The following is a 303-nucleotide window of genomic DNA, read 5'->3' on the forward strand; positions in this document are numbered from 1 at the left end:
GCTAAGATTACCAGTGTTTTACAGACAGCTAATTTTAAGAGAGCAGTAAAGAAGTTACATCAGAATCAGAAAAAAGACTTGGATAAAGCTGTTAAGGAACTAATGGCTGATCCTCTTATAGGTGAGCAGAAAAAAGGCGACCTAGCCTTTCTTCGTGTGTACAAATTCAAGATGGTCAAGCAGTTAACTTTACTTGGTTACAGCTACGAGGATGGCACTGTAATACTTGAATTGATAGCTCTTGGCTCTCATGAAAACTTTTATCGCGATGTTAAAAAGTTATTCTGACCAATTGCGTATAAC

At 37.3% G+C, this 303-nt stretch carries 1 protein-coding gene; it reads left to right on the forward strand.

Features of this window, described 5'->3' with window-relative positions:
- A partial coding sequence (locus V5298_RS20930) for a type II toxin-antitoxin system RelE/ParE family toxin (RefSeq protein ID WP_332933322.1) occupies window positions 1–288 on the forward strand: 288 nt, incomplete at its 5' end.
- Between the last annotated feature and the right edge of the window lie 15 nt (window positions 289–303).

It is taken from the genome of Alteromonas sp. 14N.309.X.WAT.G.H12, from assembly GCF_036697315.1.
In the GTDB taxonomy this organism is placed as follows: domain Bacteria; phylum Pseudomonadota; class Gammaproteobacteria; order Enterobacterales; family Alteromonadaceae; genus Alteromonas.